The sequence below is a fragment of the Allomesorhizobium camelthorni genome (genome assembly GCF_011045125.1).
Lineage (GTDB): Bacteria > Pseudomonadota > Alphaproteobacteria > Rhizobiales > Rhizobiaceae > Allomesorhizobium > Allomesorhizobium camelthorni.
The window spans coordinates 18,815-42,406 of sequence record NZ_JAAKZF010000048.1; the positions used below are offsets into that span (position 1 = coordinate 18,815).

General features: G+C 61.4%; 17 protein-coding genes. 12 read left to right on the plus strand and 5 right to left on the minus strand.

Features of this window, described 5'->3' with window-relative positions; translation table 11 throughout:
- The first annotated feature begins 81 nt into the window (after positions 1-81).
- The 11 genes from G6N73_RS24690 (at position 82) to G6N73_RS24740 (ending at position 16,593) form a co-directional block, all read left to right on the plus strand.
- Positions 82-1,938 (plus strand): amidohydrolase, encoded by a 1,857-nt coding sequence (locus G6N73_RS24690; protein WP_165032464.1) that lies wholly within the window; start codon positions 82-84, stop codon positions 1,936-1,938.
- Positions 1,939-1,968: 30 nt separating this feature from the next.
- Entirely contained in the window at positions 1,969-2,412 is a 444-nt protein-coding gene (locus tag G6N73_RS24695; RefSeq protein ID WP_165032466.1) for a DoxX family protein, read from the plus strand.
- Positions 2,412-4,022: an MFS transporter gene (locus tag G6N73_RS24700; protein WP_165032468.1), complete on the plus strand. Its 1,611-nt coding sequence runs from the start codon at positions 2,412-2,414 to the stop codon at positions 4,020-4,022. Before G6N73_RS24695 ends, G6N73_RS24700 begins: the two co-directional genes overlap by 1 nt.
- Positions 4,023-4,172: 150 nt before the next feature.
- Entirely contained in the window at positions 4,173-5,720 is a 1,548-nt protein-coding gene (locus G6N73_RS24705; RefSeq protein WP_165032470.1) for a VOC family protein, read from the plus strand.
- Positions 5,721-6,076: 356 nt separating this feature from the next.
- Positions 6,077-6,925, plus strand: a complete 849-nt coding sequence (locus tag G6N73_RS24710; protein ID WP_165032472.1) for an oxidoreductase — start codon at positions 6,077-6,079, stop codon at positions 6,923-6,925.
- A gap of 117 nt (positions 6,926-7,042) precedes the next feature.
- Positions 7,043-7,933 carry a helix-turn-helix domain-containing protein gene (locus tag G6N73_RS24715; protein WP_165032474.1) on the plus strand — a complete coding sequence of 297 codons (891 nt, stop codon included), beginning with the start codon at positions 7,043-7,045 and terminating at the stop codon, positions 7,931-7,933.
- Between the two features lie 131 nt (positions 7,934-8,064).
- Positions 8,065-8,883: an SDR family oxidoreductase gene (locus G6N73_RS24720; RefSeq protein ID WP_165032477.1), complete on the plus strand. Its 819-nt coding sequence runs from the start codon at positions 8,065-8,067 to the stop codon at positions 8,881-8,883.
- A gap of 82 nt (positions 8,884-8,965) precedes the next feature.
- The gene (locus tag G6N73_RS24725) at positions 8,966-9,391 is read left to right on the plus strand and encodes a GlcG/HbpS family heme-binding protein (protein ID WP_165032479.1); all 426 of its coding nucleotides are present in this window, start codon (positions 8,966-8,968) and stop codon (positions 9,389-9,391) included.
- Positions 9,392-9,741: 350 nt separating this feature from the next.
- Positions 9,742-10,659 carry a hypothetical protein gene (locus G6N73_RS24730; RefSeq protein ID WP_165032481.1) on the plus strand — a complete coding sequence of 306 codons (918 nt, stop codon included), beginning with the start codon at positions 9,742-9,744 and terminating at the stop codon, positions 10,657-10,659.
- A gap of 14 nt (positions 10,660-10,673) precedes the next feature.
- Complete coding sequence (locus G6N73_RS24735) at positions 10,674-11,042, plus strand: hypothetical protein (protein WP_165032483.1); 369 nt, start codon at positions 10,674-10,676, stop codon at positions 11,040-11,042.
- 415 nt (positions 11,043-11,457) lie between these two features.
- Positions 11,458-16,593 (plus strand): NACHT domain-containing protein, encoded by a 5,136-nt coding sequence (locus G6N73_RS24740; protein WP_165032485.1) that lies wholly within the window; start codon positions 11,458-11,460, stop codon positions 16,591-16,593.
- A 322-nt stretch (positions 16,594-16,915) separates the two neighbouring features.
- Here the strand turns inward: G6N73_RS24740 and G6N73_RS24745 are convergent, their stop codons facing one another.
- Both G6N73_RS24745 and G6N73_RS37185 read right to left on the minus strand, forming a co-directional pair.
- Positions 16,916-18,232: a tyrosine-type recombinase/integrase gene (locus G6N73_RS24745; RefSeq protein ID WP_165032487.1), complete on the minus strand. Its 1,317-nt coding sequence runs from the start codon at positions 18,230-18,232 to the stop codon at positions 16,916-16,918.
- A 13-nt stretch (positions 18,233-18,245) separates the two neighbouring features.
- Positions 18,246-18,494 carry a hypothetical protein gene (locus G6N73_RS37185; RefSeq protein ID WP_343044730.1) on the minus strand — a complete coding sequence of 83 codons (249 nt, stop codon included), beginning with the start codon at positions 18,492-18,494 and terminating at the stop codon, positions 18,246-18,248.
- On the opposite strand from G6N73_RS37185, the gene G6N73_RS24755 reads away from it, so the two are divergent.
- On the plus strand, positions 18,483-18,851 hold the full coding sequence (locus G6N73_RS24755) for a Mov34/MPN/PAD-1 family protein (protein ID WP_165032496.1): 369 nt from the start codon (positions 18,483-18,485) through the stop codon (positions 18,849-18,851). The genes G6N73_RS37185 and G6N73_RS24755 overlap by 12 nt on opposite strands.
- A 575-nt stretch (positions 18,852-19,426) precedes the next feature.
- On the opposite strand, the gene G6N73_RS24760 is transcribed toward G6N73_RS24755, so the two are convergent.
- The 3 genes from G6N73_RS24760 to G6N73_RS24770 form a co-directional block, all read right to left on the minus strand.
- A complete protein-coding gene (locus tag G6N73_RS24760; RefSeq protein WP_165032491.1) occupies positions 19,427-20,770 on the minus strand; it encodes an IS1380 family transposase in 1,344 nt (447 codons plus the stop codon).
- 121 nt (positions 20,771-20,891) lie between these two features.
- Positions 20,892-21,353 carry a phosphoribosyltransferase-like protein gene (locus G6N73_RS24765; RefSeq protein WP_165032493.1) on the minus strand — a complete coding sequence of 154 codons (462 nt, stop codon included), beginning with the start codon at positions 21,351-21,353 and terminating at the stop codon, positions 20,892-20,894.
- A gap of 7 nt (positions 21,354-21,360) precedes the next feature.
- On the minus strand, positions 21,361-23,592 hold a 2,232-nt coding region (locus tag G6N73_RS24770; protein ID WP_206079065.1), incomplete at its 5' end, for a phosphoribosyltransferase-like protein.

Sequence of the window (23,592 nt, forward strand, 5' to 3'; positions counted from 1 at the left end):
AATGCTGGCGCGGTGGCGCTAGGCGCATCAGCCTTGATTGGCGGGTCCGTTCGTCGGTCTTCCGCCCAGACGGAGCCTTCGATGAATGCAGATCTGATCTTGATCAACGGTCGTTTTTCGACGCTCGACCGCAGCAACCCGAACCCGCAAGCGGTCGCGATCTCAGATGGCGAGTTCGTGGGCGCGGGAACCGAGCAGGACATGCGGTCGCTGGCCGGGCCGGTTACGCAGGTGATCGACCTCGCCGGCCGGCGCGCCATCCCTGGGCTGATCGACAGCCACATGCACATCATCCGCGGCGGGCTGAACTACAATATGGAACTGCGCTGGGATGGCGTGCGGTCCCTCAGCCAAGCCATGGAGATGCTGAAGCGACAGGTGGCAGTCACCCCACCGCCGCAATGGGTGCGCGTGGTCGGCGGCTTCACCGAACATCAGTTCGCCGAGAAGCGGCTGCCGACGCTGGACGAGATCAACGCAGTTGCGCCCGACACGCCGGTGTTCATCCTGCATCTCTACGATCGGGCGCTGCTGAACGGCGCCGCGCTGCGCGCTGTTGGCTACACCAAGGAAACACCGAATCCGCCCGGCGGCGAAATCCAGCGCGACGGTGCGGGCAATCCTACGGGCCTGCTGCTCGCACGTCCCAATGCCAACATCCTTTATTCGACGCTCGCCAGGGGGCCGAAGCTGCCGCCGGAGTATCAGCTCAATTCGACGCGGCATTTCATGCGCGAGATGAACCGGCTCGGCGTCACTTCGATCATCGATGCGGGCGGCGGCTTCCAGAACTATCCCGACGACTACGCCGTCATCGAGAAGCTGCACGAAGACGGCGAACTGACACTCAGGCTCGCCTACAATCTCTTCACGCAGAAGCCTAAGCAGGAACTCACCGATTTCGCAGGCTGGGCCAAGCAGGTCTCGCCCGGCCAGGGGGATGATCTCTATCGCCACAATGGCGCCGGCGAGATGCTGGTCTATTCCGCCGCGGATTTCGAGGACTTCCGCTTCGAGCGACCGGACATGCCACCGTCGATGGAGCAGGACCTAGAGCCGGTCGTGCGGCTGCTCGCCGAAAACCGCTGGCCGTGGCGGCTACATGCGACCTATGACGAGACGATCACCCGTGCCCTGGACGTGTTTGAAAAGGTGAACAAGGATGTTCCGCTCCAGGGCCTGAACTGGTTCTTCGATCACGCCGAGACGATCTCGGACAAAAACATCGACCGGATCGCGGCACTCGGCGGCGGCATCGCCGTGCAGCACCGCATGATGTTCCAGGGTGAGGATTTCGTGGAGCGCTACGGCGCCAAGGCGGCCGAGCGAACGCCGCCCGTCGCAAGGATGCTCGAAGCCGGCGTGCCGGTCGGCGCCGGAACGGACGCGACTCGGGTGGCAAGCTACAATCCTTGGGTTTCGCTCGCCTGGCTGGTAACGGGTCGGACGCTGGGCGGATTGAAGCTCTATCCTCAGCGTAGCTTGCTTGACCGTGAGACCGCGCTAAGGCTCTGGACGGATGCCAACACCTGGTTCTCCACCGAACAGGGCAAGAAGGGGCAGATCGCGCCAGGCCAGCTGGCAGACCTCGTCGTTCTCGACCGCGATTATTTTTCAGTTCCGGAGGAGGAGATCCAGGACATCGAGAGCGTTCTCACCTTGCTCGGCGGCAAAGTGGTGCACGGTTCCGGCGATTTTGCCGAGCTCGCTCCCGAGCTGCCGCCGGCGATGCCGGACTGGTCGCCGGTCCGTACCTTCGGTGGTTATCAGAAACGGGCCGACGCCGGCGCGACGAAACACGCGTTTGTCGGCTGCGGATGTTCCAGCGCCTGCAACGTGCACGGACACAACCATGCGGACGCGCTCGGCGCGCCTGCGCCGGCCAGCGACGAAGGCGCCTTCTGGGGTGCGCTCGGCTGCTCTTGCTGGGCGTTCTGAGCTTTGAAAGTCCATCGAGGATTCTTCTCCATGTCGCAAGCCGGCCCGACTGACATGCAATCCATGGCCGAGCGTTTCCTCGGCGCGCGATGGGTGGAGCCGGCAGCGCGCTTTGCCGTCGCCGTGCCATTCTTGATAAGCGGCGTCGCGAAGATTCTCGATTTCGAAGGTTCAATCGCCGAAGTGCGCGGACTGACCGGGCTAGAACCGGCGGTCTTGTTTGCTGTGCTGGTCATCCTGACGCAGCTTGGCGGCTCGGTGCTGTTGATCGCCGGCGGACGCTTTGCCTGGATTGGCGCTCTGGCATTGGCCGGCTTCACAACAATCGCTACGCTCAGCGCTCACGCCTTTTGGCTGAAACCTGAGGCGGAGCAGTTTCTCCACCGCAACATATTTTTCGAGCATGTGTCGATCGTTGGCGGACTGGTGCTGCTCGCGATCCTGACGTTCAAGCCCGCGCGGACCCAACATTGATGGAAACAATTCCCAATAAGCCGAGCGGCTCTGCTTTCTCCCCGCTCAAACGGCCGGTTTTTGCCGTGCTGTGGGCGGCGACGGTGCTCGGCAATACCGGCAGCTTCATGCGCGACGTCGCCAGTTCCTGGCTGGTCACCGACCTGTCGGCTTCCCCGGCGGCGGTCGCCATGGTGCAGGCGGCGGGCACGCTGCCGATCTTCCTGCTTGCCATCCCAGCCGGGGTGCTGTCGGACATCCTGGACCGGCGAAAGCTGCTGATCGCCATCCAGCTTATGCTCGCTTTGGTGAGCGGAGCGCTCATGGTCTTGTCTCATGCGGGCCTGCTGACGGTGAGTTCGCTGATTGCGCTCACCTTCGCCGGCGGCATAGGCGCGGCCCTCATGGGGCCGACCTGGCAGTCTATTGTCCCGGAACTGGTGCCCAGGCCCGACCTGAAGAACGCTGTTGCGCTCAACTCGCTTGGCATCAACATTGCGCGTTCCATCGGTCCGGCCGCCGGCGGCCTTCTGCTCGTCGCCTTCGGCGCAGCATTTACCTATGGCATGGACGTCCTGAGCTACGTCGTTGTCATTGCCGCCCTATTGTGGTGGCGGCGTGCACCGGATGCTGACGACGCCCTTTCAGAGCATTTCCTCGGCGCCTTCCGCGCTGGGCTGCGCTACACACGCGCCAGCCGCCCGTTACATATCGTGCTTTACCGGGCCGTGGTTTTCTTCGCCTTTGCCAGCGCCGTCTGGGCGCTTCTGCCGCTGGTCGCCCGAAACCTGCTTGACGGCGATGCCGGCTTCTACGGCATCCTGCTCGGCGCCGTCGGCGTCGGCGCCATCGCCGGCGCGCTGGTTCTGCCGCGACTGAGGCAGCGATTCGACGCGGATGCGTTGTTGCTCGGTGCGTCACTCGCTACCGCGTCCGTTATGGCCATGCTTGCGTTCGCGCCCCCGCAATGGGCGGCAATCCTCGCTTTGCTGCTGCTCGGCATGGCATGGATCGTCGCGCTGACGACCTTGAACGGGGTGGCGCAGGCGATCCTGCCAAACTGGGTGCGCGGCCGCGGGTTGGCCGTATATCTGACCGTCTTCAATGGCGCCATGGCGGGCGGCAGCCTGGGCTGGGGGCTCGTCGCGCAGCAGTTCGGCATTCCGGCAACGCTTGCCGTGGGCGCCGTCGGCTTGGCTCTCGTTGCCGTCGCTCTTCACACCGTCAAACTGCCTGCCGGCGAGGAGGATCTGGTCGCCTCCAACCACTGGCCGGAGCCGCTGACGGCCGAGCCGGTGGCACATGACCGCGGGCCGGTGCTGATCCTGGTCGAATATCGCGTCGCCACAAAGGACCGGATGGACTTTCTCGCCGTCCTGGGGCGGCTGGCAGGAGAACGGCGGCGTGATGGCGCCTATAACTGGGGCGTGACTGAGGACGCGGCCGACCCGGAGCGGATCGTGGAATGGTTCATGGTCGAATCCTGGGCCGAGCATTTGCGCCAGCACAAGCGGGTGTCCAGGGCCGATGCCGATTTGCAGAGCCAGGCACTGAAGTACCACATAGATCCGGAGCCACCGCGAGTCGGGCACTATCTGGCCCTTGAGACATCTGGCTCAAAACGGCAATAGTGACCGATGCCGTCCAGGCATGGGGCCTCTAGTTGGACGTCAAGAGTCCTTCTCTCATCAGTGTGCATGTCTATTGGCTGACCAGCATGTGGCAATGGTTGCTGGTCGGATTAACACACTGATACAGAACTCGCTGTGGAAGGAGGCTCGATGACGAGCGGCATTCATCACATCACCCTGATCACCCGGAACGTGCAGGCCAATGTCGATTTCTATGCCGGCTTTCTTGGTTTGCGTATCGTAAAGCGGACGGGCGGATTTGAAGACGCCGGACAACTGCACCTGTTCTATGGCGACGCCCTGGGATCGCCAGGATCGCTGGTCACTTTTCTCGTCTGGGAAAACGGCTCACCCGGACGCGTCGGGCATGGCCAGGTCAGCGAAATTGCATTCGCCATAGCGCCGGAGAGCATAGGCTTCTGGCTGACACGGGCGCTGAATTTCGGCCTGCAGGCTGAAGGTCCCTTAGAACAGTTCGGCGAGCCAGTGCTTCGCCTTCGCGACCCCGATGGCATCAGCGTGAAGCTCGTCGGAACGAACCTCCGAGCGGCAGAGCCATGGGCGGTAACGGATATTCCCGCCGAGCATACCGTCAGACGCGTCCGTGGGGCGACCATCCTGTCCGAGGCGCCCGGGCAGACCGCCGATTTCATACAACGCCATTTCGGTTACCACCCTCATTCGGAGAGCGCCGCAATAACCCGGCTCGTTTCGGATGCAGGCGACGTCGTCGATGTTCGCGACGCCTCGGGTTTTTGGCCCGGCCTGGCCGGCACAGGAAGCGCCGACCATATCGCCTTCCGTGCACAGGATGCCCGGCAGGTCGCAACAGTCGAGGGCGAACTGGCGCGCCTCAATTCGACTGTGACGACCATCCATGACCGCAAATATTTCACCTCGCTCTATGTCAGGGAGCCAGGGGGAACTTTGCTGGAACTGGCAACCGACGGGCCGGGCTTCACCGTCGACGAGCCTTTGGAAACTTTGGGATCGCAGCTCTTCATACCGCCCTCCGATGCTGAGCGGGCCGATGACATCCGGGTGATGTTGCCGCAGTTCTCGATGCCTGGAGAAGCGCGTGTCATCTATCGCGAGCTGCCCTTTATCCATCGCTTCCACACGCCCGACGACCCGGATGGCAGCACGCTGGTGCTGTTGCACGGAACGGGCGGTGACGAGACGGACCTGATGCCGTTCGGCCGCAAATTCTCACCGCGCGCAACATTGCTCGGCGTGCGCGGCCGCAGCACGGAGGAAGGCGTGCGGCGCTGGTTCCGCCGCTTTTCGGCGACGTCTTTCGATCAGGAGGATATCCGCTTCGAGGCACAAGCTTTCGAGGCGTTCGTGGAAGGCGCGAATGCGGCCTACGGTCTTGACCCCACGCGCACGATTTTCCTCGGCCACTCCAATGGCGCCAACTTGCTCGCCGCTTTTATGTTGCTTCATCCGCATCTGGGGAAGAAGGCCATCCTGCTGCGGGCAGTCTCGGTCCTGGAGAATGTCCAGGACGCCGGTCGCTCGGATGCCGACATTCTGATGATCTCCGGCGCCACGGATCCATACGGACACCTTGCGCCTTTACTCGAACAGGCCCTGCGAGCGAGCGGCGCAAGAGTTGACGCGCGAACAGCCGGCAGCGGCCACGAACTTGGCGCAGAGGATATAAAGGTGGCGACGAACTGGCTGGCGCGTGGATAGCCGGATTCTGCGCTTTCGCGCAGGAGGGCACCACACCACGGTTATCGTCGAAGACGGATGGTGCTGGCGCTCGTTTTGTTCCCCGCGCTCGCTGGTTTCCTGGGCGGCGAGGCAGCCATCGTGCTCGCCTTCGGCTAGGCTCCCGATATCGGCACGCGAAAACTGCTCCACTCTTCCTGTCGGTGTGACATCCAATAGTCGTCTGTCCGCTCAGCGGTAGGACCACCGCTAAGCGGACGCAGCACACCGAAATCGCAAGATCGCGACAGTGGTCGAAACCTGCGGACGGTCACATTGGGCGTTGAAGCATAAGTTCTTCCTGGCGGCAATCGAGCCGCAAGAAGGAGCAAGACCTCATGAAGACGTGGTTCATCACCGGCGCCTCCCGCGGATTCGGCCTGCGCATTGCCCGCCTCGCGCTTGAGCGCGGAGATCATGTCGTAGCGACCGCGCGCCGCGCCGAGGCTGTGACCGATGCGCTCGGCGCCAATGCCAACCTGCTAGCCCTCCCACTCGACGTCACCGACGAAACGCAGGCCCGCGCCGCCGCCGCGGCCGCCATTGCGCGCTTCGGCCAGATCGACGTGCTGCTCAACAATGCCGGCTTCGGCTTGCTCGGGGCCGTGGAGGAGGCGAGCGCGAATGAGGTCGATCGCCTCTATCGCACCAACGTGTTTGGTCTGCTCAACGTCACCCGCGCCATACTTCCCCACATGCGCTCGCGCCGTTCGGGCCGCATCCTCAATATTTCGTCCATCGGCGGCTATCGCGGCGCGGCGGGATTCGGTGTTTACTCCTCGACCAAGTTCGCAGTTGAAGGGCTGTCTGAAGCGCTTCATGCCGAACTTGCGCCGCTCGGCATTCATGTGACGGTGGTCGAGCCGGGTTACTTCCGCACCGACTTCCTCGACGCATCGTCGCTGTCGGTCAGCGCGAACGGCATCGCCGACTATAACGGCACCGCGGGTGCAGTGCGCACTCGCGCGGTGGATCTCAACCATGGTCAGCCGGGCGATCCCGACCGGCTCGCACGCGTGCTCGTCGATTTCGCGGAGGCATCCGATCCGCCGGTCCGCCTGCCGCTCGGCAGCGACACCGTTGCTGTGATCGAGGCAAAGCACGCGTCGGATGCGGCGATTCTGCGCGAGTGGCGCGCGGTGTCGATCTCGACCGACTTTCCCCACGACACGGCAACAGCGGGCTGATGCCGCTTGCCGGTCCGGCCGGACAAACTACCGGGGCGGCACCGGGCTTCCGGTTGCCGCCCATTGCCGATTTAGAGTAAGCTACAGTTCCGCAGCGATCCTCGGAGACCGGCCCGCTTGAGCAGTGCAGCAGCTTTCGGCTATGCGCCCGATGCGCTTGCACGCATTCTCGATCGCGCCCCGCCGGTCGCCGATGCGGCGCTGCGCGGCGACACGCGCCTTACTGCACCCTGGGGCCATGGTGAGTTGCACGACTACCTGCATGGCATGCAGGGCCATGTCATCATCACCTATTATGGCGAGCCGCAGGATATCGTCTGGCGCGTCGGCAAGGAGCGGCTGGCGGGCGCCACCCGCTCGGGAACGATCACGATCATTCCCGAGGGACACGAGGGCCGGTGGGACATTGCGGGCCCGATCGGTGTCAGCCATGTATTTCTGTCCCACGAGCGACTCGCCGCCAGTGCCGAGCAACTGAACGGCGGCCGCCCGGTCGAACTGCTCGGCCGTGTCGGCTTCGAGGATCCGGTTGCCGCGCGCGTGATGGAGTTGCTTGGGCGCGACGCCGCCGCCGCCACCGATCCCGCTGCGCGGCTATTCGTCGAACAGGCGACCGACTTGCTCGTCACACAGCTCGTGCGCGGCCACTCGTCCTTCGGCGCGATTGAGCCGCCCTCCCGTCGCGGCCTTGCCGACTGGCAGGTGCGCAAGGTGACGGGTTACATGCGCGAGCATCTTGACGAACCGATCGGCCTCGACGAACTCGCCGCGCTCGCCGGGCTCAGCCGTTTCCATTTCTGCACCGCCTTCCGGCAAGCGACCGGCAGCACGCCGCATGCGTGGCTGGTGAACCTGCGGATCGAACGCGCACGCCAACTCCTCGGCCATCCCGAGTTGCCGGTAACTGAGGTCGCGCTCGCCGTCGGCTACGAGACGCCATCCTCCTTCGCCGCCGCCTTCCGCAAGATCACTGGCGTCACGCCCAGCGCATTTCGTCGCCAACTGTAGCAATCTTTCGTCGAGCCACCGCAAGATCGCGACAGTCGCCGCAAGGCGCGAAAGGTGCGCTGCGGCGTCGTCGGCTACTCCAACGTCATCGGACGCGATCACCGCGCCGACAAGTAAGGGGAGTAACGACAATGACGACCAAGAAGACCATTCTCATCACCGGGGCCGCGGGCGGCTTCGGCAAGGGCGCCGCGATCGGCATGGCGAAGAATGGCCATGACATCATCGCCACCGTCCATGTCTCCTCGCAGGTGACCCCGCTGCGCGAGGAAATCGAGGCGCTTGGCCTCAGCGACCGCATCAAGGTCTATCGCCTGGATCTCACCGATCCCTACGACATCAAGCAGGCGCTGGCCTGGGACTTCGACATCCTCTGGAACAATGCCGGCATGGGCGAGGCCGGCCCGGTCTGGGAAATTCCGCTCGAACTCGTGCGCAAGAACTTTGAGATCAACGTGTTCCTGCCACTGCAACTGACGCAGGGGGTGGTCCAGCGCTGGGTGCGCGAGGGCAAGAGTCAAGGCAAGAAGGTGGTGTTCACCTCCTCAATGGGCGGCCTGTTCACACCAGCCAACTGGGGCACCTATGTCTCGACCAAGCATGCGCTGGAGTCGGTCGCGGAGGCACTTCAGCAGGAACTGGCCGCCTATGGGATCAAGGTTCAGACGATCAACCCAGGTGCCTATTACACCGGCTACAACGAGACGATGGCGGACAACCCGTTCCGCTGGCTCGACGATGACGTCAACTTCACCAAGCGCGCCGACCTCCGCAAGGGCTTCGACGATTTCTTCGCGACGCCCGAAGGCCGCCTGGACCCCAAGGAAATGATCGACCGCATGATCGAGATCGTCCCGGCGGACGAGGGCAAATTCCGCAACGTCGTGCCGCAGGTGATCGAGGATATGCTGAAGCAGCATCAGCTCCAGGCCTGGGAGAACCGGATCTGACCGACTCCCGCTCGGCCGCGGTACCCCCTCTCGTTATACTGCGGCCGGCACCCTCCCTCGCATTCGAGCAAAGGAAATTCCCATGAGCATCACTCACCTCCAGGCGGACATCGCCATCGCCGCCGCCGTCCGCGAAGCTACTGCGATCGGGGTCCCCATGAACATCGCCGTCTATGACGACGGCGCCAACATGAAGGCCTTCGTCCGGATGGACGGCGCATTCCTCGGCTCGGCCGACATCGCGCAGAACAAGGCACGCACCGCCTCGCTGTTCGGTTTCAACACGGAGGCGCTTTACGAGTTCGTGAAGCCGGGCGGTACCTCGCCGGGCTTCGACCGTACCAATGGTGGGCTGATCGTCTTTGCCGGGGGAATTCCGGTACACGACGGCGAAGGCAGGCTGATCGGCGCGATCGGCGTGTCGGGCGGCGCGGTCGCCCAGGACTATCAGGTGGCGGAAGCCGCCATCACAGCCCTCGCGGCCGGCGGCTTCCAAGAGCAACCGTAGGCGAACTGAATGTTGCGAACGAGGCGCAAGGCAGCCGGCCGCATCGGCCGGTCGTGACCCTAGTCGGACCTTCCCGGCTCACGTTCGCTTCTAGATAGCTGACCTTCAGCGGAACTTACCGAACTGACCCGATCCGGGTCCTTCCCGAGCTCTATCTCCTGATGAAAGCCGACATTGGGGGCGGGCGCTTGAGGGCGGGCATTCCTTTGGCATGTTTAGACTTGGCCGACCAGCTGAGGTCGCCGTGAGCAATTGCGCTATGCTTGGAAGGACCTTGTTGATAGACCATCCCGTTAGAGGCTAACGCCGCGCAGACTGCCACTCGGCGTAGGTGGTTAGGGGAAACGATAATGAACCAAAAGACCTATGTGCCGGATGTCGTAGTACGCGCGCTGATCGCGTGGTTGTTGGTCGGTGTCGCGACGACGCTTCTGCCAAACTCCGCAAGAGCGGAGATTGATTGTAACCTTTCAAATTTTGACCAAACGGATCCCATCAAGCTTTTCGGGTCGAAGAAGAGTTCCGATGGCGAATTCTCTTATGCCTCGGACCTTGATGTTGTGAACGGCACGCTCGTGGCTAGGAACTACGTGAAGAATGAAAGTGCTGCCGTGGGGCTCAGTTTCCGGTGGGAGGGAACTACTTTGCGTCATCATCCGGCGAAACCGCTTCCACCTGGTGAAGTAGCTTGCAACGAATTTCCTGCTCGAAACAGCACAATGCAGGTCGATGACAGGTCCCCGATCTACTACGGTCCCAATGACGCTGAGCAGCCGGCATCGGTTTATGTTTGGTCTAACGGATCAGGTGTGGCAGAGGAGAGTTCCAGCAGTATTCTCAAGTCCTCGTTCATCAATTCTGAAGGGAAAAGGGAGGCCTTTGAGGTCTCGGTCAGCTACGCCGTGTCCGAAAATATCGTGAAGTCAATCGACATTGCGACGTCAGAGAATGTCGTTGCAGCGCTGTCGGCCGAGAAGAACTTTTGGTCCTCCTCAACTATTCAGGACTTCCTCACGAACGCGGCGAGCAGCGGCGTAGAAGCCGGAGTCTCTGATGCCATCAAGTTCGCAGACCTTAGCGTGGAAGATTCTGTTGGCTTCTACGCCGCAGGCAGCTCGATGCTTTTCTATTTAAGCGGGCGAGCAGGCGGTTTTGGGACGGGCGCTAGGAGCTATGGCAGTCTGAATGTCCGGGTGGCGGTGTTCGACTTGCAGCGGCAGCCCATCACGGCCGGCACGGTCGCTCTCCCATTCACGAACGCAGATTAATTATGACGTCTCTGTTGGAATACATTCTTGGGCCTGTGGTCGCGTTCATCACCTATGCCGTTGCGGCTTTTGGCTTGAAAGTACCCAACGACCTTGCGCCCCTACATGGAGTAGCAGTTTTCGCCAGTCTAGCCGGCTGGTACGTCGGTTCAATCGAGCCAGCTAAGGGTTCGACGATGCGGCATTCATTATTGTCTATAGTGCTAACTGCAGTCTTCGGAGGTATCTGCCTGTTCGTCTACGATCTTCGGGGACACATCGTTGGCCCAGGCTGGCTCTATTTAATCCTTTCCTATGTGTCGTTCTTCCTGGTGTTTGCGACCCTCAGTTTCCTGCTTTCTGTCTGCAAGAACATTGTAATTAAGAAGACGCCGGACGAGTGACGCGTGAACCCCGATAATCGGCGGCGCGCCTTGATGGCATTTCCGCCCAGCATGTTAGCTCTGGACTCCGGCAACGCAGGAAGGGCCGGTTTTGGGGATCGCCGGGAAGGTCGGCCGTGGCGCGACCGAGCCGGCCGACGGCGCTGCCGTACAGCCACGGAGCGTTTCTACATTGCGGTTGGGTGGTTCCTGCCGAACGTCTCGTCGACCGAAACGAGCGATGAGCGCATAAGCTGACATTCCGGCATGCGAGCTTCCGAGGTGAAGCGACATCCTGCGCGCCAAGGCGTCATGCGGCGTTCATGATTTTTCATTGAGAAGTTCACCGTACGTTCTATCCTAGAAAAGTGGTTGCGATTCGGCTCGGTCTCGCGATCTGGTCTGGCGAATGCGAGGAGGACCTTGAGATAGAGTGGTGACGAAGTCCGTAGCCCCACCAGCGTCAACGGGTGCAGCTGGGCCACAATTCGAAGCCCAGGTATGCGCATACTATCTGCTGGCGATGTTGCGCGGCGCTGAACCGCGCGGCTTGCCGGGCACGACTTTTGACCGTGTCGAACTGCAGCGTGCCTCTGAGGGCCACCCGCTCGACGACATCATCATTCACTCGCACGACGAGCACGGCGCTCCGGCCGTACTCGAGGTTCAAGTCAAGCGCGCAATCAGCTTTGCGCCGAAGGACCAGGCGTTCAAAGAAATTGTCGGCCAGATCGCGGCTGTAATGCAGGAGCCGAAATTTTGGTCCGGCCGCCACGAACTCGCCGTCGCTACTGCACAGACGACGCGTGTCATCACCGGCTCGTATCAGGAGGTGTTGAACTGGGCGCGGAAAATGGGCTCGGCAGCCAGCTTTATGGCGCGCATCGCGCGGCCGCGCTCCGCCAATGATGACATGCGCGCTTTCGTGGCGACCCTGCGGTCGCATCTTCAGGCAGCGAACGCAGCGCACGACGATGAAACGGTTTGGCAAGTACTTCGCCGCCTGCAAATCCACATCTATGATTTCACCGCGGTCGGCTCGGTGAGCGAAAACCATGCCCGCGATCGCGCAGCCGATGCGCTGCAACCGGACGCGAAAGCCCAAGCCGGTGCCTTGTGGAGCGCGCTGATTGCGTATGCGCTCGACCTTGCCACGGGCGGCGGGGATACCACACGGCGGGGCTTGATCGACGAGTTCAGAGGCGACTTCCGCCTTGAAGGGGATCGCCGCTACGGAACCATCCGCGCAGCAATCGCGGAGGCCTCGCAGCAGGCCCTCGACGACATTTCCGACACCGTGCAAGGCATTGTGCTTGGGCGTGCAGCGCGCATCACCAGCGTCCGCGCCGCCGCCGACGCCGGACGCTTTGTCGAGATTCGTGGCGACGCTGGCGTTGGCAAATCTGGATTGTTGAAGCATCTGGCGGAAGAAGTCGCACGCGAAAGCCGCATTCTCGTCCTCGCGCCAGTGCGCGTGGCGAAACGCGGCTGGTCGGCAATGCGCGCGCAATTCGGCTTCGACGGCACCGTCAGAGAGCTTCTGAGCGATCTCGCAAGCGATGGCGGCGGGTGGGTCTTCATCGACAATCTTGATTTCTTCACAGCCGAGGAGCGGCTCACGGTCAACGATGTGGTACGCGCGGCTGCTGATGTTCCAGGCGTCATAGTGATTACCACGTCCCGTCGCCGCTTCGGGCTCGACGAGCCAAGCTGGTTGCCCGAAGACGCAATCGCTCGCCTTGGGCGTAGTGACGTCGTGCTGGTTGGTGAGCTCAGTGAAGACGAGATTGCTGAATTACGTGAGGCCGAGCCGCGGCTACATGCGCTGCTTGCGACGGACCATCCAGCTCGGGAGGTAACTCGAAACCTTTTCCGTTTGTCGCGCCTAGTGCAAGCGCCCGAGGACAAACCAGAGCCGCGATCAGAAGCCGACATGGCCGAGCTGTGGTGGCGCACCGCCGACGGCGCGGATGACGTCACGCAGCGCGAACGCGCGCGGTTGCTGCGCGGACTTGCCGCTCTCTCGCTCAAAGGCGACCAAATTTTCGATGTCGCGGCGTACCCTCCGGCCGCCATTGATGCCCTGATCGAGACGGAAAGCCTGCTCGATCTCGGCGATGATCGCGTGGCGTTCCGTCATGATGTCCTTCGCGAGTGGGCGATCGCCAACCTTCTCGTAAATCCCGAATCGCTGGACGAGCTGCCTATCGAGCAGACGGCGTCCCCGGCGCTAGCCAGAGGCCTTGAGCTAGCGGCGCGCTTGGCGCTCGAGAAAGCTCGCGATCCCGACCACTGGCGCGTGATTCTAGAAGCCGTGAGCGGCGCGGAGGCCCACCCGTCATGGCGGCGCGCCGTTTTGCTTGCCATCGCCCATTCGGAAATCGCTGGCGAAGTCGTGCCACTGATGGCCGAGACGCTGCTTGTCAATGACGCAGCGCTTTTGCGCGAGCTCATCCCGGTTATGATGTCGGTCGACGTTCTGCCGATGCGCGATATGTACGTGGCGGCGGGCGTCGACGCATCAGCTATTCCGGACACACTCAGTATCCCGAGCAGCCCGGGATGGATATTTTTGGTGCAATGGCTCTTACAGCTCGGCAACGATGTGCCGGCTGCGGCAATGCCCGAGGTAGTCGATCTGTTTGTGGGCTGGTGCAGCATCGGCCTATTCGTCCCCGAGCCGCTTACGCTTGCAGTCCTAGCGCGCTTCGAAATCTGGCTCGTCGAGATAGAAAAGTCGAATGATGCCGAGAGTTGGCGCGAAAATCGCACGGTTTTTGGCGGCGTGCTCGCGCGCAAGGACCTCACACGCATAGAGGAGGACCTGCGAACCTATTTCTCGCTGTTAGCAAATCGCGTGCCCGAGCTAGCCAAGGAATATTTGCGATCTGTGCAGACGCTACGGCGGAAGGAAGACGTTTACGCGAAACTTTTGGAGTTTAGCGGCACGCTGGCCCAGGCCGCACCGGAAGGGCTGGCCGCGATCACTCTCGACGCGCTTGTCCGACCCGAGCAAGATGCGAGTGAGCGCAGCGACCGCTGGTTCGACGACGCGTTCACGCATACCGACCACGAGTTTCTCCCTGCGTCACCGGCGCAAGGGCCGTTCTTTGATTTGCTAACACACGCGCCGACCGTTGGATTGCAGCTTATCCGGAACCTGATCGACAAGGCGATTGAATTTCACGCCAGGGGTGAAGCCGCCGAGGATCACAACCCTATCGTGATAGAACATCCCGACGGCGCGCGGCGCTTTCCGTGGCTGATTACCTACGGGTGGTCGCGCACGAGCCACTACTATTCCATCACGTCGGCGTTGATGGCGCTCGAAGCCTGGGCGCACGTACGTATCGAAAAGGGTGACGCCATCGATGCCGTCATTGCTGACATCATCGGCTCGCCCGATGCACCTGCGGCTTATGTGCTTGTTGTCGTCGACATTTTGCTCTCCCACTGGCCCGCGTCGCGCGCCGCCGCCGTACCGTACGTCGCCTGCCCCGAGCTGTTGTCGATCGATTTGGGACGGCCGATGCAAGAAGGCGTCGAGCTTCCCGATATCTTCGGGCTTAACGCGCTGCAGAAAGAGCCCTCCGGACCGAAGCTTGAGGCGCTTAGAAGACGTGTTTCACGGCGCGTGAGCCTCGACCATCTCTTGCTTCGTTACGCCACCAACGAGGAATGGAACGACCTGCGCGAAAAAGCCACATCGCTCCTGACCAAAGCCGTTGACCGGCTCGGCCCCTATCAGCCAGGGGACGATTTAAGCAATCCACGGTTGATGGCATTTCACGCGCTAAACATGCTCGACCCCGCCAATTACGTCGAAGCGGAGTTGGAGCGGGGCGACGGGTCGAAGGTGCCTGTTCGTCAATTTGTGCCGCCAGAGGCAGAGGCTAAACACTTCGAGCCGCAACAGAAAGAGGCAATTCAGCGCAACAGCGATTTTCAATCAGTGACTACGGTGATCGCCGTCATTGATCATCCCGAGCGGTCATCGTCTGCGACAGCGGAAACGCTCGCCGACTGGGCGCAGAAGGAGAAGTCGCGCGATCCGGACGATGAGGACAAAACCGATGTTGTTGACCAGGCCGTCGTCGGCGCGGCAATGGTTGCGATGCGCGACGGCACTCCGGAGCTTCGCAAGCGCGTTGCCCACTGGGCAGAGGGTGTGTTTGCAAGGGCTCTGGCTGGCGAGCCGGACGTAGGGCGGCGAATCCGGTCCGGCATGCTCTACAATCCCGTCGCCATGGCGTTCGCAGGCCGCGTTTTTGCCCTTCGCGATTGCACTCCGACGCGAGATGACTTTAAACGCTTACTCGACATGGCGAGCGCGGATCCCGCCGCCGCGCATGGAGCAGGGCCAGCGGCCGGCGTGTTGCGAGCGCTCGACGTGAGATTGGCCCGAGCTGTCTTGCGTGTCGCCTTCGCAGCCTGCGTGCGTGTGTGGCATGCATGGAACGCGAGCGATACCGCGAAAGCAGCTGCAGATGAGGCGCTGCGCGTCGCGTTGAACGACACGATCGACGCCGAACTCACTTGGCTTTGTTCTGGCGGTGATGAGCCGGCGTGGCCGACATTTCCACCTGAGGCCGTGCGATCGCGCAGCCGTCGGGGCATTCGTATTGGCGCGCCGCGCGAAGACAAGCTGGCGCATAAGCGCGATCCGCGAAATGTCTTCGTGGATCATCAAGCAGCCGCGCTCTGGCTGCGCACCCTTTGGCAGCCCGCAGAGGCCAATCGGGATTGGCTCCGCGATCTGCACAGCACCTATGCGGCTTGGACCCTTAGCGCAAACGGCGCGGGCTTTGCTGAAGAGGAGGAAACGGCAGAACGGCCGAGCGAGTGGAACAGCATCTTCTTTGCCGTTATGGCCAATTGTCTGCCGGGCTGGCCGCAAGCAGATGTCGAAACCACCATCACGCCGATCCTCGCGCTTCAGGACGAGAGATTTTATGGTGTGAGCGCTGAATTCCTGCGTAGCCTCGATGCCGTCTTCTTCAATAACGCAAGTATCGAGCCTGCCGTGGCCGTCGCAGTGCGGGCAAAATTCGCCGAGCGCCTGGAGCGTAGCTATGGTTGGCGGCGATTGCGCGGCACCAAGTCCGACGGCATTGAGTTGCACTTGGGGCCGGCGGTTGCTGTACATTTCTTCAGCGATCATCACTTTGGCCAGGCACCCAAGTGCTATCTGTTCGAAAAGGCGATCGATCCGTCGCTCGTTTTCGTACCGGTGCTACAAAAACTTGCGGTCACCGCGCCATCGCCGTTCGTCGCTATTATCGCCTTGAACTGGCTTGAGGTCGCGCCGCAGCTCGCGCAAGCGCCTCTTCTCTTGGCTTTGACCGCGGCTGCACTGGAGGTCTATCCGGATGATCGCAGTTTCTGGATCGATCACGGCATAGGGCGGCGGGTCTCCAAGTGGATGGACGCCGTTCGCGTAAGCCACCCCGAAGCTTTCGCGCCTAACGCCGATGCTAGGCCCGAGATCGATCGGCTTTTGGCAAAACTAGTGGCCGTTGGAGTAGTGGAGGCGCGTCGTCTTGAGGTCGTGCTTGATGCAACCGGGAAATAATAGGAACGCAACCTAGACGGCGCGAGCAGGCACAGACAGAAGGCGATCGTATCAATCGTTCCGACCGTCAGCTCGGGGGTTATATTATGGTTCGCCGTAGGACTACTCGAAGGGAAGGGCAGCTCAGGGTAGACGAACGGCGGCTCTGGAGAAGCGCAGGAAGGTCGGCAATTGGCGCAATCTTCCTGTTCAAAAACCGGAGGGATTGACTCTTTCGCGACCGTGGCGCCGGCGTGACTTCTACCTACGCTGGCAGGCGGCGCCGTGCATTCTCAAATGCGGCTCGATCGATCAGGCCCGTCCGCGATATGTCTTTGAGCGTTCATTGGGTCGGCTGGGTGAAATAAAGCGCTGCAAGTGGGACAAAAACATTGAAAAACATTGGAACAGATTTGAAAGCTGCGCGGTCCCACCGTTCCCTAACCAATTGATCTTGCGTGCTTTCCAAACATCCTCCGGGCCCACCATTGTCGTTATTTATCAATGGCTTATTGGACGGTTCGCCAACAGGTTCGCCAAGGAGCGGCCTGCGCGCCACCAGCCGCACGACTCGGTCCATGCCCTGGACGGCCAGACGAACCTGCGATGCCTCACGCGAATACAGCTCGGCATGGTCGATGTCGTCGTGGCCCAGCACATCCATTAGCTGCCTGGTTGAGGCCTCCGCTTCCGCCAGATAAACGCCCAGCGATTTGCGTAGTCCGTGTAGTGTCAGGCCCTTCGGCAAACCGGCAAGCTTGCACCAGTGCGCCATCATCCCGGTCAGTGACTTCGCGGAGAATGGCCCGCCATAGGCCGTTATCAAGACAGTCTCGCCGCGCTTGTCAGCCGCATCGAGGATCTCGGAAAGCATGGGCGTTATTGGCACAAAAAGTCGCTTTCCGCCGGTCCTTCCTTTGTTCTTGGTTTGAATGATGTCGAATCCGTCGAACTCGCGCTCGATGCCGTCGATGAACACATGGCGAGTGACTCTCTGGTCCCATCGCAAGCCGGCGACATCACCACGACGGTTGCCAAGCCAGAGAGCGAGTCCGTAGCAGGTGCGTGCAGCAGTGCCGAGCGGCCAACGCTGCTCAAATTGCTGCATCGCTTCGCGTGGCCATGCTTTCCAGCCGGTGTAGGCAGGCCGCCATTCGATTGCCGCTGTGGGATCTATCTCGATCCAGTCTTGCAGTAATCCGACATAAATCAACTTTCGAATCGCCACCAACAGATGCTTGGCCTTGTGGGGGGTGGCGATATAGCGGCCGAGAAGCTCTTCGACATGGGCTCGTCTGAGATGCTTGATCGGGACGTCGTGCCAAGTGAGTGGATTGTCGCCGACGACCCGCAGCTTGAGAAACTCTTGGACTAGTCGTGTGTTCTTTCGCTTGCTGGCCTCGTCAAGCGCCAACCACTTCACGGAGACTTTCAGCCTTTGAAATGCGGCGCCAAACGTGCCTGGCAGTGCCGCACCAGGCATCTTGACGACTGGCGCTTTGTTGATCTTTCGGCCTTCGACAGCGGCCTGATAAGCCTCCTCGAATCCGGGCTGATCAGGTGCAGGCAGACTGACCACGCGCTCCTTTGTTCGATAGCGCCAGCGAAGCTTGCCGTGGCGATCGGTGTAGGAGGAGAGGCCGGGATATTTGTCCGTCATTGCTGGAATGAGTCTATTCCCTTCGGTGATTCCCCTGCAACAGGAAGTCGACGATATTCTCGTCATCGTCGCCGGGCAGGTCGGCAAACGCAGCCTCAAGTTTGATACGATCCCAAATCACGCGACCGTCGACCTTTTTGGGCTTCGGCATCCGACGGTCAGCAACCATCTGGTCGAACTTGGTGATGCCAACACCAACATACCGGGCAGCTTCTTCGCGTGAGAGACCGCGCGGAGGGTAGGAGAGTGGATCGCTCTTCACAGCTTCACCCCAGCATCACTTTCATCGGTATGCTCTCGTCGAACTCCGAACCAGCCCAAACATCGGACTAATCGTCGCCCTGACCATCATGCGTCAGCTCTCGAGAGCTTTTTTCAAAGGACTGGATCTGACTTCCGGGGTTTCAACTACCTCGGCGAATGGCATTCCCATCCGAGCTTTCCAGTCCGGCCAAGCCGGGAGGACATGATGTCCATGCAGAGCCTAGTCAACGGCGAGCGTGACATCGACTTCTCTGCTCTGGTCATCGTCAGACTGCGTTGTTTTCTTCTGCTCGATACCGCAGCCTACATGTTTGTCCGACATAGCACCCCATCCCAAGTCGCGCTTACAACGTGAGAGAAGGGGAGTGAGGAAGTCTTGTCGCTCAGGGATCGGAGATGTCCGCGAGACGTGACTATGCCTGACATTCTCGTTTCTGCCGAGCGCCGGCGCGTCGACCCGGCGGTGCGGCGCGCTGCTCCAATCAGGCATCGGCGTCGCTCGCCTTCCAGACCTGTGGTGGCGGCGGAAGATGGAGCGGGCGCATGTCACCGATCTCAGTGATCAGTTACTGAACGCCATTGGTCTCACCGCGAGGACGTGGAGCGCGAAGCCAGGCAGCCTTTTCTGGTTAAATCGGTCCGCAAACGGACATATGCCAAAGCCTGCAAGAGGCCAAAAGACAGCGTTCCCATTTTCTGGCTAAACGCGGCAGTACGACGGTCAAGACAAACTAAACTATCGCATGGTCGCTCGCCAGCAGGATACCGTCGAGGTTAGCCCGTCCTATTCATGAGCCTTGTGCTTCGAGCGCCGCTGAGCGTTCGGTCATGCAGGTGTGAGGCGTCTTTTTCACCGCAGCTGGGACTGGACTTTGGAACGCGCTGGAGGGTCAGGGTTTGGGTTTGGGCGGGGCCTTGATGCCCCGGCGCTCATGGTGCTGCGGGCTGCAGCGTGCGAGCGATTTGTCGGAACAGGCTGGCCTCGGGACAGGCGGCGGCGAAGGCCAGGCGGATGCGCGAGACGGTTTCGATGACGCGGGCGCCGAGCTTGAGGAGCCTGAGCCGCAGCGTGGCGAACTCGGCGTTGCTGAGATGATCGGTTTTGGGCACCGCCTCGCGCAGGGTGAGCATCAGCCAGTATGCGGCGGTGTGCAGGACGAGGCGCACCTGGTTGGCAATCGGTGAGCGGCAGCTGGTGCGGTCGGAGGCAAGCTGGCTCTTGTGCATCTTGATCAGGTTTTCGGCCTGGCCACGGGCGCAGTAGATCACGTCGTAGACATGCGCGGCGGAGCCTTTGTCGAGATTGGTGACGACGAAGCGGGTGTCGAGGCCGCGGGTGGTTGCCTCGATGCGGGCGCAGACGCGACGTTGCGTCTTCCAGGATTTCGCCTTGTATCGGATCTCGGCATAACCGCGCAGCACCGGCTTTTGCTCGAGCGCGCGGCGGGTGCGGATGTCGTCGGCGGCTTCATCGACGAGACGCTGGAGAACCTTGTTGCCGGGCAATCCGAAGAGGTAGTCGAGCGCATTGTTCTCGCACCAGGCCATGACCTCGGCCCGGCCATAGTGGCCGTCGCCGCGCACCAGGATGCGGGTGGCCGGCCAGCGGGCGCGGATGCGCCGGACAAGCCGGCGCAGATGGCCGCGGATCTCCTTGCCCGTCGGGGTCTTGCCAGGACGCAGGATCATGGCGACCGGACGTCCGGTCGCGGCGTCGTAGATGTGGATCGGCAGGAAGCAGCGCTCGTCGTAATGGGCGTTGAAGAGCGAGAGCTGCTGATGGCCGTGAACGACATCAACCGTGTCGTCGATGTCGAGCGTCACGCTTTTGGGCGGCGCGGCATAGCTCGACAGCCACAGATCGACCAGCACCCAGCCGAGCCGGATGACGGTGCGCAGGTCGGGCAGGTTCTCCAGGCGCGAGCAGGTCGGCTGCGAGCACAGATCAATCCCGCTGTCGGGCAGCCGCCCGCAGGCGAGCTTGAAGGCCGGATCCGTGCGCAACCGGTCGAGGTCGTTGGCATCCTCGTAGCCGCATGCGATCGCAAAGATGCGGGCGCGCAGAATGTCGGCCATGGCGTGCGTTACCCGCTGTGGGTCGCGCGGATCGTGGATCGCAGCGGCCAGCCTGTCGGCCAGTTGCAGGCGTCGCTCGGCCGCGGCCAAAAGCATGACGCCACCATCCGAGGTGATGCGTCCGCCGTCAAACGCAGCTGTGATCTTCTTGCGTCCAACGGCTGGAAATGAGAGCGGCAGCAACGTATCATCGGTCATGGCGGGTGTGGCTCGCGAGATGTGGTGGCAGGGCTGGCTTAGACAACCGAATCCTACGCCAAATCAATCGCTTACGCTACATCCGCCAACCTCTCAGACGCTCCGTCGTGCATAAGACGGGTTAGTTCACTAGCCGCTCAAAAAGAGGCTGCCACCCCGGCGTCCCGATCCTCGACCTGGAGTGTAGGATAGGAAGGGTGTTGTTCGGCACGGTCATAGGCAAAACTAAGAGGAGCCCTCGGCCACCGTAGCCGAGCGGGTTGTTGGGATAGATCGTCGTGCCGATATCCTCAGCGAGCGCTTTCGCTCGGTCACGGTCGCCGACTGTACCGAATACGCCTGTCTCCCCAGCGAACGCGAACGCGTCCTCGGTCAGGATCTCGCCAGCCCGGAAGTCGATCCGATCATACGCAAGCGCTGAAATTGCTGTGCGCACGCTATCTATGCCTTGCTCAGTAGCGAAAAGGGAATGGACGACAATCAGAGGCTGCGTTTCCGCGAGAAGCGTGACGTGCGCCTGAACGAATTCGGTCACGTTTCTCGCGAGCGATCGCCCGGTGGCAACGACATCATCGATGATCACAATCGCCTTAGGGGGCGCGGCAGCCTTTAGGCTGAATTCTCGAAAAGCCTTCTCGAACGAGGAGGGGGGGTAGAATGGCCGTTCTTGCGATTTTGTTCTCCTCCGCAAAGTCGGAGGCGTAGCGTTGGCCGCTTTTGCCCTCCCCGTCGACATAGGTGACGACTACGTCCTCCCGCCGATCAGTAAGCTTCTTGCGGGTGGGCACCCCGAGTTGCTCACGGAGAACCTGTCCCGCAGTCCGCAGGCGCTGCAGATTTTCCTCCACGCTAACGACCCGAACCGCCTTGAGCAGCGTGAAGAGCAGCCGCTGTTCACGGTTGGTTTGACGTTGCGACAGCCAGGCTCTGACACGTTCCGGACCAACGAGTGTTCCGCGGTATGGCGGCCAACCACTCGTCAGGCTCACGATCTCTTCGGGCAGGACCTGCGCGTCGTCCTCGAGCTGTTGGTCGATGCTCGCCAGTTCCTCTCCAAGACGATCGTTGGCGACACGGCTCAGACCCACGCCCATTAGCCAAAGACGGAAAATGGGCAGCTTTAAATCGTACACGCCCCCCATCTCGCTTAGGACGTCTCGCGCGACCATGTCGCCGAGCAGTGACCCAAGCTCAGCCTTCGTGAGTTGTGTGGCCCCACGCTGGCTCCAGATGCTTTCCAGTGTTGGCTCTTCCCCCGCGCGAAGGCATCGCGCAATAGCGGCGAGCGTACGACGGCGCTTCAGCGCAACGACCTCGCGCTCCTCCATCGGGCTGTAAATCCCGTCCTGCCAGAGATGTGCAAATTGGTTGCTCTCGAACGTCGATATACGCGCGTTGATCGCTGCTCGGACCTCCTCGGCGGTAATGTCTGCATCCCGCTCACTGACGGCGCGTGTCATCACCTCTTTGCAGACAGCTTTCGCGAAGTATGGATTGCCGCTGCTATAGTTGAAAACTTCCGAGATGGCATCCAAATGCCATTCCAGTACTCCCTCCGAGGGTTGCCGGACAAGTCTCTCGAAGTCTTCCCATTCAGCCGCACGCGAAAAATAGGTTAGGTTCACCCGCGAGAAGCGGTTCAGCTTCTGTCCCTGACGGTCCATCACGTATGGCATGTTCTCGCCGCCGACGAGGAGCAAGCAGATGTTCGGCGTGGCAGTGAGAGCCCGGATGTTGGCGAAAAACGTCTCGGCGAGGTTGCCCTGAAGGTAGAGATCTTGGGCGATGTCATCGAACTCGTCGAGGATGATGACGAACCGGCGCTCCTGGTCGAGCCCGTGGACATTCTGCGATAGTTTGACAAGCGGGGCCAGCGTGCCGTCATAGACGCCTGGCTCGAAGCCGCCGCTATCAGGCAAGGCACCAAGGATGAACCGCTCAACCTCGCTGCCGAGGTTCTTAATTGTGGTGCGGGAGTCCTCGGCTGCTATGTTTCCCCAGAGTATGTAAAGCTTGTGCAGTTTGCGGAATGGATCATTCCGCATCGCCTCGTCCGCGGCGGTCTGGGCTAGTGACGTCTTCCCCACCCGCTTTTGTCCATCGATGTAGGTCGGCTCCATTGGGGTTTGGAGGATGCGCGAAACTAGAGTGTGCACCTGCTCCCGACGTCCGATGAACCGCCCACCTTGTGCCGGTGCCTCGGCATATGGGTTGATGTATTTGTAACGGCGCCAATCAATATCCGCCCGCTGGGCCAGCACACGCACCTCGAGCAGATCTTCGCTCGGTTTAGAACTGCCCAGCTCGCCCCAGATGATGTGCAGATCGGCGGCGAAAGTATCGCAGGGCTCAACAACCATCACTTTGAAAGGTATCGAGAACTCGCCAGGCGCGACTGCGCCCAACCCTATCTGCTCGTCCTCGATCAACACATGTTCGCTCGAGCTGGTAATCTTCACGGTTACCCCCGTCGCGGTGCCCGGCCCTCGGTTGCGCATAGGCACTACGACCCTGAGCACGCGCTCGGCTTCGTGGAGAGGGTAGCGCTTTTGCAGCTCAACACCCGCTGTCGCCCGTTCGAGGGTGCACCGAAATTTAGCGCGGACCCCTGCCAGCAAGTCCTCAATCGTTTGGGCCGCATGATCTAAAAATGGAACGAGATGGTCCGAAGTTAGGAATGAGGGACGGTCGGCAGCCATCTGCCTGATCAATACGATCTCTCGCTGGCATGAATCGACATCCTCGCCAAGAGTCCCCTCCAAGCGTTGGATTCGTGCGACACGCGCGATTAGTGCGTCTACGGCTTCGGTGACCTCACCAAT